The following is a 9,316-nucleotide window of genomic DNA, read 5'->3' on the forward strand; positions in this document are numbered from 1 at the left end:
GAGGCAACAGATGTTGCACATGAGGCAACCGTCGGTCGGGCGTTCCAGTACGGCACGCGGCCATCCCGCGGCTCCTGACGGCCCGACCAGAGTCCGCCGCCCGCGCCCCTCAGAGGAGAACCATGGAAGAGCTTCGTGTGGAAGCCAACGGCCATCTCGGCCCGATCGATTCGTCCCGCATCCCGCGGTACGCCGGAGCCGCAACCTTCGCCCGGCTGCCCCGCTTGGACCAGGTGCAGAAGGCAGACATCGCCGTCGTCGGCGTTCCGTTCGATTCGGGCGTGTCCTATCGCCCCGGCGCCCGGTTCGGCGCCAACCACGTCCGCGAGGCTTCGCGGCTGCTGCGGCCATACAATCCCGCATGGGACCTCAGCCCGTTCGAAGAGGTTCAGGTGGCCGACGCCGGCGACATGGCGGTGAACCCGTTCAACATCAACGAGGCCATCGAGACCATTCAGCAGAACGCCCTCGACCTGACCGCCTCCGGCACCAAGCTGGTCACCCTCGGCGGTGACCACACCATCGCCCTGCCGCTGCTCCGCGCGGCCGCCGAGCGTGCCGGTGGTCCGGTCGCCATGCTGCATTTCGACGCGCACCTCGATACGTGGGATACCTACTTCGGTGCCGAGTACACGCACGGCACTCCGTTCCGCCGCGCCGTGGAGGAAGGCATCCTGGACACCGAGGCCATTTGCCACGTGGGCACCCGCGGCCCGCTCTACGGCAAGAAGGACCTCGACGACGACCATCGTTTCGGTTTCGGCATTGTCACCAGTTCGGACGTCTACTACCAGGGCGTCCGCGACGTGGTGGCCAAGCTGCGCGACCGGATCGGCGACACCCCGCTCTACATTTCGGTCGACATCGACGTGCTGGATCCGGCCCACGCACCCGGCACCGGCACACCGGAGGCCGGCGGCATCACCAGCCGCGAGCTGCTGGAAATCATCCGCGGGTTCCGCGGCATGAACCTCGTGGGCGCCGACGTGGTGGAAGTGGCACCCGCCTACGATCACGCGGAGATGACAGGGGTCGCCGGCAGCCACGTGGCCTACGAACTTGTCTCGTTGATGGCCGACACCGCGGCCGGCGGGTCCGGCAACGGGTACAGCGCCCAGGCGCTGGAGCGTGCGGGCGCCACCGTCGGCAGCGGCGACGGATCGGATCAGGAGTCCTTCGAATGACAGCAGCAGGGAAAGACCCCTCCACCAAAGCGGCCCCGGCGGAACCGACCGTCCGCAACGGCGGGGACCTCGTCGTCGAAACCCTCAGCGCCCTGGGCGCGACGACGGTGTTCGGGATCCCGGGGCAGCACGCCTTGGGATTGTTTGACGCGTTGTCCCGTTCGCCGTTGCGCTTCGTCTCCTCCCGGGTGGAGAACAACTCCGCCTTCGCGGCGGACGGGTTCTCGCGTGCCACCGGCGAGGTCGGCGTGCTGTTCCTCTCCACCGGCCCGGGCGCCCTGACCTCGTTGGCCGGGCTGCAGGAGGCCTACGCCACCGGCGTGCCGATGGTTGTCATCGCCAGCCAGATTCCGCTCGAAGGCTTGGGCGCGCGCCGCAAGGGCATGCTGCACCAGCTCGACGACCAAAAGGCCTCCGCGGCCAACGTCACCAAGAGCCAGCGGTTGATCCAGCACGCGTCCGGCATCCCGTCGGCCATCCAGGACGCCTGGACCGAGGCCATTTCGTCGCCGCAGGGGCCGGTCTGGGTGGAGGTTCCACAGAACGTCCTGCTGGACCCGATCATGGTGCCGCCGGTGGAGGACGCGCTGGCCGAGGCATTCGACAATCCGCCGCGGACCGAGCTCGTCAAGGAAGCCGTGCACTGGCTCTCCGAGGCCAAGCGGCCGGCGATCATCGCTGGCGGCGGGGCCCGCAGGGGCAAGGCCCAACCGTGGCTGCGCTCCATCGCGGAAAAGCTGCGTGCCCCGGTGGTCTGTTCGCCGGGCGGCAACGGCGCGTTCCCGTGGAACCACGAGCTCTCGCTGCAATCCTGGGTCGAGGACCGGTACGTCACCGACGTCCTCGAAGATGCGGACGTCCTGGTGGTCGTAGGTTCGTCGCTGGGGGAAGTGACGAGCAACTATTTCACCATGGAACCGCGGGGCCGAATCATCCAGATCGACGCCGAACCCCGCGTCCTGGAATCCAACGGTCCGGCGCTGGGAATCCGCGCTGACGCCGGCCAGGCACTGCAGGCTCTGGACGCAGCCCTCTCCGGCAATCCGGGTAACGGACCCGACTGGCATGGCCAGACGCCCGAGCAGCTGGTCAAGGACACGCTGGCCAAGGTCCAGGCCCGCCTGGACGGCCAGGACCTGGCCAAGGAGCGGACCTTCATGGCGGACATCCGCGAGGCCGTGCCGGACGACATGCAAACCTTCTGGGACATGACCATCTCCGCGTACTGGGCCTGGAGCTGCTGGGACTCGCGCGACGGCGAGTTCCACTCGGCCCAGGGCGCCGGCGGCCTGGGCTACGGTTTTCCCGGCGCCATCGGCGGCAGCGTCGGCCTGGCCAGCCAGGGAAAGCCCGCGCGCGTGCTGGCCGTCTCCGGCGACGGCTCGGCCATGTATTCGATCAGCGAACTGGCCACCGTCCGGCAGCATGACCTGCCGGTCACCTGGCTGATTGTGGACGACGGCGGCTACGGCATCCTGCGCGAGTATATGGAAGGCGCGTTCGGCCGGGCGACGGCAACGGAACTGGCGCGGCCGGATTTCGTGGCCCTGGCGCAGGCCTTTGGCGTGCCGGCACGCCGGGTGGCACCGGAGGATATCGGCACCGCGCTCCGGGAAAGCTTTGCCGCCGAGGGACCGAACGTCGTCGTCGTCGAGACACTGCTGAAGATGTTCGCCCCCACGCACGTCTGACCCGGCCCCAGGCCGAGGGGGAGTCCCACCCCCCAGCGCAGCGTTCAGGCCGGCACCCTCGCCCCTCCGCCCCGGGATTCTCCCCGTGGGCGGAGGGGCCTGGTCATCAGCGGGCCGGCTCAGGCCAGGAACGCGACCAGCCTGTCCTCGAGCGCAGCCAGATCGCCGGTCTTCTTGAACTCGCACTCCCAGACGGTGAGGACCTGCCAGCCGGCCGCCTGCAGCGCCGACCGTTGGGCTTCGTCGCGGGCAGCGGTACGCGTCCGTTTGGCCTCCCAGAAGCCGGAGTTGGACTTCGGCGCATGCCGGCCGACCCTGCAGTCATGGGCATGCCAGAAGCAGCCGTTGACGAAGATCACTTTCCGCCGTCCGGCGAAAACCAGATCCGGTTTGCCCGGCAGCTTTCCGCCGCCTGCGCTGCCGTGCAGGCGGTAGCGGTATCCCTTGGCATGCAGCAGTTTCCGGACCAACAGCTCGGGTTTGGTGTTCTTGCCGCGGATTTTGGCCATGTTGGCGCTGCGCTGCTGCGGGGTCAGCGAGTCGGCCATACGTCAAGTCTAGGGGCGCGAGATACTGCCCGGCGGGGCTCCCGGCCGCCAGGCTGCGCCGTACCCGCGTCCGGGGGACGCGTCCGCCGCTGCTAGGTTAAACGTAAGCGGCATGCGAAGGCCGCCCCTGACCTTCGAAAGGACCTTCGATGCGCTTGATCGGCACTTCGGATATCAAGATCTTCCCGCTCGCTCTGGGCGGCAACACCTTCGGCTGGACCTCGGACGAGTCCGGTTCGCAGCAGGTGCTGGATGCCTTCACCGAGGCCGGCGGCAACTTCATTGACACCGCGGACAGCTACTCCGCGTGGGTTCCGGGTAACCGTGGGGGCGAATCCGAGGAGATCATCGGCCGCTGGATGGCGGACCGGAATAACCGCGAATCGGTCGTCATTGCCACGAAGGTGGGCGGCCATCCGGAGCTCCAGGGACTGTCCGCGGTGAATGTGGCCGCTGCCGCCGAGGCTTCGCTGCAGCGGCTGGGCACCGAATACATCGACCTGTACTACGCCCATTACGATGACGAGGGCACCCCGTTGATTGAGGCGGCCGCCGCGTTCGACGCCCTGGTGAGGGAGGGCAAGGTCCGCCAGATCGGCTTGTCCAACCTGTCCCCGGAGCGGATCGCCGAGTGGATGAACATCGCGCAGCAGAACGGGTTTGCGCTGCCGGTCGCGCTGCAGCCGCACTACAACCTGGTGGCCCGCAAAGACTACGAACAGGGCTATGCTCCGTTGGCCCGGGAACACAACCTCTCGGTGTTCCCGTACTTCTCGCTCGCTTCCGGTTTCCTGTCCGGCAAGTACCACTCGACGGATGACGCCGACAGCAGCCCGCGCGGCGGCATGCTCCGTGATTACCTCACGACCGAGGGCTTCGCCGTGGTGGACGCCTTGGAGACCGTCGCCCAGTCGCGCGGCATCTCCCTCACGACGACCGCGCTCGCCTGGCTGCTGACCAAGCCCGGCATTACCGCTCCGCTGGCCAGCGCCCGCACGCCCGAACAGCTGCCGGACCTGATGGCCGCCACGGATGTCGAACTGACCGCCGACGAAGTTGCCGCCCTGGACCGGGCGTCGCGGCCCTTCGCCTGACCGGCCCTTAACGACGACGGCGATGCCGCGTGGCATCGCCGTTGTCGGTGGCGGAAGCTCCGCCGTCGTCAAAAGTGGGTTAGAGCCAGCCTGCCGGATCCACGAGCTGACCGTCCTTGACAACCTCGAAGTGCAGGTGGCAGCCGGTGGAGTTGCCGGTGGTGCCCAGCTGGCCGATGACCTGGCCCTGGGCGACCTTCTGGCCCAGTGAAACGCCGATCGACTGCAGGTGGTTGTAGGTGGTCTTCAGGCCGCTGCTGTGCTGAACCACGATGCGGTTGCCGCCGCCGCCAACCTGCCAGCCGGCCTCGACGACCTTGCCGCCGTCGGCCGCATGGACAGGAGTGCCGCAGGCCATAGCGCAGTCAATGCCGGTGTGCAGCTCGCCGGCAGCCCCGGTGATCGGGTTCTGGCGGTAGCCGAAGCCGGAGGTCTGGTTCATGTTCGGGATCGGAGCGGCCAGCTTGCCGGTCGAAAAGCCGGCCGTCTTCGCCTTGGCTGCGGCGGCCTTCTTGGCTGCGGCCGCGGCCTTCGCCTTCTTCTCCGCCGCAGCCTTCTTGGCGGCAGCTTCCTTCTTGGCCGCAGCTTCGGCCTTCGCCTTCTTCTCGGCCTCGGCCTTCTTGGCGGCCGCTGCCTTTTCGTCGGCCTGCTTCTTGTCGGCGGCCGCGGCGGCAACCTGGGCTTCCTCCTGGGCAGCCTTGCTGTCTACCTTGGCCCGGTCAAACCCGAGTTCGGCCTCCTTGGCGGCCTGAATCTGCACGGGGCTTTGTTCCGAAGCGCGGTCGGAGCCGACGTCGGTAGTGCCGCCGGCCTGGGCCACCGGGACCACTGCCGCGGCCAGAATGCCGGCGGCAACGGCAGCCAAGCCGGTCCTGCGGGCGAGGGAGTAGGCCGCGGGGGATGCTTCCCCTTCGCGGCGGGCAGGGGAGCCCTCGGTGGAACGGGTGATCTTCGACAGGGCGGAACGTGAGATCTTGGACAGGGGATTCGTGGGGGTGTCGGAACGGCGACGACCGCGCACAGGGTTGTTCACAGGGTTTCCTCTCTTGCGCCTGCGAAGTTAGCTGTCGGATTCGAGCGAGAGTTCACTCGGTCCTGCCGGCAGTCGTAGTTCAGAGTTGGACTGTGCCGGTGAGGACTTCACCCCGAGGTGCCCCCAAGCACCGTAAGTGGTTCCTCCGCCCCTGCCTTCGAGTAAAGCTCGATTCTTCTGGTCCGCTGGCAGGGTTAGACGGGCGGACCGGATGCCTACCTAGATAGATAGGAACAAATTCAAAATTACCGGAGCGACACGCGGCGTTACAAATTCGTTATCCGTGTTCCTTGTCACCAGAAGTGCGGCCTGGTGGCGATTTCCGCCCGTCCTGCCGGTTTTTGAGGGGCACGGAGTCCGTTTCCGCTCCCCGGCCGTGACCGATACCACGGCGCGCCGAACTCCCTGTTGGCGCCCCGGCCGCTACCTCGCGCTCGCCTGGAAAATTTGCGCAGGCGGATCCTGGCGCAGATTGCGGCAGCCGCGGATGCGCGAAGTGGTGACCGCAACAAGCAGTAGGAGGGGCGGGCGGGCCGATCCAGCCCAGGCCGAAAGTCCGGCGTCGACGCCGGGGACGACACCCGCGCAGCCGGTCGGCCGGCCCGGCACGCGGCGACGCCGGGGATCGGGCGCGCCCCCTGAAAAGCCCCAGGCTAGAGTGCCGCCGCTCCGGCCTCCGCCACAGACTGGTCCTGCTCCCCGGAGCCGCCGCTGACGCCGATCGAACCGACCACCTGGCCGTCGCGGGAGAGCGGGATGCCGCCGGCGAAGATCATGATCCGGCCGTGGTTGCTGGCATGGATGCCGTAGAACTGGTTGCCCGGCTGCGAGTTGTCGCCCAGGTCCTTGGTTTGGATGTCGAACGCCCGCGAGGTGAAGGCCTTGTTGATCGAGATGTCGATGCTGCCCAGCCACGCCCCGTCCATCCGCACATGCGAGACCAGGTTTCCGCCGGCATCGGCCACGGCGATGTTCATCGGCTGGCCGATGTCGGCGGCCTTGGCCTCGGCGGCGGCGATGACCCGGCGGGCGTCTTCCAGGGTGACGGTGTCCATGTTTGCTCCTAAATCCGAGGCCTGTCGCGGGGCCCTAGTTGATGTAACCGTTGGGGTTGAGCACGTACTTGGTGGCGGCACCGGCGTCGAACTCCGCATAGCCCTTCGGCGCGTCCTCCAAGGGGATGGCCGTGGCATTCACGGCCTTCGCGATCTGCACCCGGTCATGCAGGATGGCCATCATCAGTGCCCGGTGGTACTTCATCACCGGGCACTGTCCAGTGGTGAAGGAGAGCGACTTGGCCCAGCCCGTGCCCAGCGAGAGCGAGAGCGAGCCTTTCTGCGCGGCCTCGTCGATCCCGCCCGGATCGCCGGTGACGTACAGTCCCGGGATGCCCAGCGCCCCGCCGGCCGCAGTGATCTCCATCAGCGAGTTCAGCACGGTGGCCGGCGCCTCCTGGGCGTCCTTGCCGTGCCCGCGGGCCTCGAAACCCACCGCGTCCACGCCGCAATCCACCTCCGGGACGCCCAAAAGCTGCTCGATCTGGTCCCTGGGATGGCCTTGGGAGACGTCCACGGTCTCGCAGCCGAAGCTGCGCGCCTGGGCAAGACGGCCCTCGTTCATGTCCCCGACAATCACGACGGCGGCGCCCAGCAACTGGGCACTGGCGGCGGCGGCCAACCCCACGGGCCCCGCTCCGGCAATGTACACGGTGGAGCCAACCCCCACCCCGGCGGTGACGGCGCCGTGGAAGCCGGTGGGGAAGATATCGGAGAGCATGGTCAGGTCCATGATCTTCTCGAGCGCCTGGTCCTTGTCCGGGAACTTCAGCAGGTTCCAGTCGGCGTAGGGGACCAGCACGTACTCGGCCTGGCCGCCCACCCAGCCGCCCATGTCCACGTAGCCGTAGGCGCTGCCCGGGCGCTCGGGATTCACGTTCAGGCAGATGCCTGTCTTCCGCTCCTTGCAGTTCCGGCAGCGTCCGCACGCGATGTTGAAGGGGACGGAGACGATGTCGCCGACCTTGATGAACTCCACGTCGGAGCCGACGTCGACGACTTCGCCGGTGATTTCATGGCCCAAGACCAGGTTCTTCGGGGCAGTAGTACGGCCCCGGACCATGTGCTGGTCGGAGCCGCAGATGTTGGTGGCAACGGTGCGCAGGATGACTCCGTGCGATACCTGCCGGCCCACGTTGTCCGGGTGGACCCCCGGACCATCCTTGAGCGTGAAACTTGGATAGTCGATGTCGATCACTTCGACCTTGCCGGGTTCCTTGTAAGCCACTGCTCGATTGCTGCTCATGGGGATTCCTCTGATCCGAAAGTCACGGGTGGTGGGTGCCACGGTAGCCCTCTTGGACGGGGGCTGGCTAGGGTTGAGGCGGCCTTGCCCCTGCAGTCCCGGGTCCCGGAATAATCTTCGCGGTGCCTTGGTTGACCCATCTAGATGCGATTGCATGAACAAACCAGGAGGGTCTCAGTGTCAGAGCGCAAGATCGTTGTTATATCCGCCGGACTCGGCGTTCCGTCCTCGAGCCGTATGCTGGCTGACCAGTTGGCGGCCTCTGCCGTGGACCAGTTCCGCCTGAAGGGCGTCGAGGCCGAGGTTCGACTGGTGGAGCTGCGCGATTACGCCGTCGATATCGCCAACAACATGGTGACCGGCTACGCCGCGCCGAAGCTGGACGAAGTGCTCAAGGCAACCGTGGCAGCCGATGCGCTGATCGTGGTGACCCCGGTCTTCAGCGCCTCCTACAGCGGGCTGTTCAAGTCCTTCTTCGATGTGGTCGAGCCGCGCGCGCTTGCCGGCAAGCCGGTGCTGATGGGCGCCACCGGTGGCAGCGCCCGCCACTCGCTGGCCCTGGACTACGCCGTCCGTCCGCTGTTCAGCTACCTCCGTGCCCGCACGGTACAAACCACGGTCTTTGCCGCACCGGAGGACTGGGGTGCCGGTGAGGCGGGAACCGGCGGACTGTCCGAGCGCTCGGACCGGGCGGCCGCCGAACTGGTTGACCTGGTGGAGGGCGCGCCGGTGACCGAGCGCGGCCGCGGCGGCGTCGAATCCAAAAGCTTCGAGGAGATCCTTGCCAGCGTCGGCCACTGAATGAGCAACTACCGCTGAGCAAGACGAAGGCCCGGTCGGGAGTGGTTTAGCGATGCGCACCCGCGCAGCGCGACCACCCGGACCGGGCCTTTGCCGTGGCTAAAAACGTTCGGGTTGTTGACCCAGTTTGAAGTGGCGTCCGCTGATGCTGGCCGGCTTCACTTCCACATAGAAATCCTTAAGGGTCGGGATCCAGGTCTCGACCGGCAGTGCTTCCGCGGCCGCGATGTCCTCCTGGTCCTGCAGTACGCGGGCCGTGCCTTTGACGACGACGCTCCATGCTTCTTCGCTGCTGATGCCGTCGGCCTCGAACAAGACCTGGTCGTTGATCGTCAATTCGGCCAGCTTGGTGCCCGGCGCCGTGCGCAGGACGAGCCTGCCATCGCGCGCAACATAGTTGATGGGGAAAATGTCGGTTTCCCCGGCGGCCGTGAGGACGAGGCGGCCATGCTTCGTCCTCTCCAGCAGCATCCACGATTGCTCGTCGCTGAGCTCAAGGACCGCGTCGTCGTGTTCGAACATCATGCCTTCATCCTTCTGCATCGGTTCGGTGAAAGGAAGTCCTTGATACAAACGGACCTCTCAACGACGAGGCACCGCCGCGGGGGCGGTTGTGCGGCCCCCCGGGGGGGGGGGTGTTGTGAGCCCGTCCCGAGCCCGGGCG

9 protein-coding genes and 1 riboswitch are annotated in these 9,316 nt (G+C 67.2%); of the genes, 4 read left to right on the forward strand and 5 right to left on the reverse strand.

What is annotated here, in order from left to right:
* The first annotated feature begins 122 nt into the window (after positions 1–122).
* Together speB and AC5RVZ_RS30855 are read left to right on the forward strand one after the other, a co-directional pair.
* Positions 123–1,184 carry an agmatinase gene (gene speB, locus AC5RVZ_RS30850; protein WP_494069413.1) on the forward strand — a complete coding sequence of 354 codons (1,062 nt, stop codon included), beginning with the start codon at positions 123–125 and terminating at the stop codon, positions 1,182–1,184.
* On the forward strand, positions 1,181–2,875 hold the full coding sequence (locus tag AC5RVZ_RS30855) for a thiamine pyrophosphate-binding protein (protein WP_494069414.1): 1,695 nt from the start codon (positions 1,181–1,183) through the stop codon (positions 2,873–2,875). Before speB ends, AC5RVZ_RS30855 begins: the two co-directional genes overlap by 4 nt.
* A 119-nt stretch (positions 2,876–2,994) precedes the next feature.
* Here the strand turns inward: AC5RVZ_RS30855 and AC5RVZ_RS30860 are convergent, their stop codons facing one another.
* On the reverse strand, positions 2,995–3,423 hold the full coding sequence (locus tag AC5RVZ_RS30860; RefSeq protein ID WP_494069415.1) for a very short patch repair endonuclease: 429 nt from the start codon (positions 3,421–3,423) through the stop codon (positions 2,995–2,997).
* Positions 3,424–3,572: 149 nt separating this feature from the next.
* Between AC5RVZ_RS30860 and AC5RVZ_RS30865 the strand changes: the two genes are divergently transcribed.
* Positions 3,573–4,517, forward strand: a complete 945-nt coding sequence (locus AC5RVZ_RS30865; protein ID WP_494069416.1) for an aldo/keto reductase — start codon at positions 3,573–3,575, stop codon at positions 4,515–4,517.
* Between the two features lie 79 nt (positions 4,518–4,596).
* Here AC5RVZ_RS30865 and AC5RVZ_RS30870 read toward each other — a convergent pair whose 3' ends face one another.
* The 3 genes from AC5RVZ_RS30870 to fdhA all read right to left on the reverse strand — a co-directional run bounded on the left by AC5RVZ_RS30870 (position 4,597) and on the right by fdhA (position 7,851).
* Positions 4,597–5,550 carry a M23 family metallopeptidase gene (locus tag AC5RVZ_RS30870; protein ID WP_494069417.1) on the reverse strand — a complete coding sequence of 318 codons (954 nt, stop codon included), beginning with the start codon at positions 5,548–5,550 and terminating at the stop codon, positions 4,597–4,599.
* 3 nt (positions 5,551–5,553) lie between these two features.
* Positions 5,554–5,729: riboswitch (cyclic di-AMP (ydaO/yuaA leader) on the reverse strand.
* Between the two features lie 474 nt (positions 5,730–6,203).
* Positions 6,204–6,605, reverse strand: a complete 402-nt coding sequence (locus AC5RVZ_RS30875) for a GlcG/HbpS family heme-binding protein (protein ID WP_493979553.1) — start codon at positions 6,603–6,605, stop codon at positions 6,204–6,206.
* A gap of 34 nt (positions 6,606–6,639) precedes the next feature.
* Positions 6,640–7,851 (reverse strand): formaldehyde dehydrogenase, glutathione-independent, encoded by a 1,212-nt coding sequence (gene fdhA, locus AC5RVZ_RS30880; protein WP_494069418.1) that lies wholly within the window; start codon positions 7,849–7,851, stop codon positions 6,640–6,642.
* 177 nt (positions 7,852–8,028) lie between these two features.
* On the opposite strand from fdhA, the gene AC5RVZ_RS30885 reads away from it, so the two are divergent.
* Positions 8,029–8,652, forward strand: coding sequence for an FMN reductase (locus tag AC5RVZ_RS30885; protein ID WP_494014640.1), 624 nt, complete (start codon positions 8,029–8,031; stop codon positions 8,650–8,652).
* Between the two features lie 99 nt (positions 8,653–8,751).
* On the opposite strand, the gene AC5RVZ_RS30890 is transcribed toward AC5RVZ_RS30885, so the two are convergent.
* Complete coding sequence (locus AC5RVZ_RS30890; protein WP_494069419.1) at positions 8,752–9,177, reverse strand: pyridoxamine 5'-phosphate oxidase family protein; 426 nt, start codon at positions 9,175–9,177, stop codon at positions 8,752–8,754.
* Between the last annotated feature and the right edge of the window lie 139 nt (positions 9,178–9,316).

The sequence above is a fragment of the Arthrobacter sp. Cza30 genome (genome assembly GCF_059090765.1).

What these genes read in the sequence shown, in the direction of transcription:
- AC5RVZ_RS30860 (WP_494069415.1), bottom strand. Translation starts at nt 3,423, where the DNA reads ATGGCCGACTCGCTGACCCCGCAGCAGCGCAGCGCCAACATGGCCAAA.
- AC5RVZ_RS30890 (WP_494069419.1), bottom strand. Translation starts at nt 9,177, where the DNA reads ATGATGTTCGAACACGACGACGCGGTCCTTGAGCTCAGCGACGAGCAA.
- AC5RVZ_RS30855 (WP_494069414.1), top strand. Translation starts at nt 1,181, where the DNA reads ATGACAGCAGCAGGGAAAGACCCCTCCACCAAAGCGGCCCCGGCGGAA.
- fdhA (WP_494069418.1), bottom strand. Translation starts at nt 7,851, where the DNA reads ATGAGCAGCAATCGAGCAGTGGCTTACAAGGAACCCGGCAAGGTCGAA.
- AC5RVZ_RS30875 (WP_493979553.1), bottom strand. Translation starts at nt 6,605, where the DNA reads ATGGACACCGTCACCCTGGAAGACGCCCGCCGGGTCATCGCCGCCGCC.
- AC5RVZ_RS30865 (WP_494069416.1), top strand. Translation starts at nt 3,573, where the DNA reads ATGCGCTTGATCGGCACTTCGGATATCAAGATCTTCCCGCTCGCTCTG.
- speB (WP_494069413.1), top strand. Translation starts at nt 123, where the DNA reads ATGGAAGAGCTTCGTGTGGAAGCCAACGGCCATCTCGGCCCGATCGAT.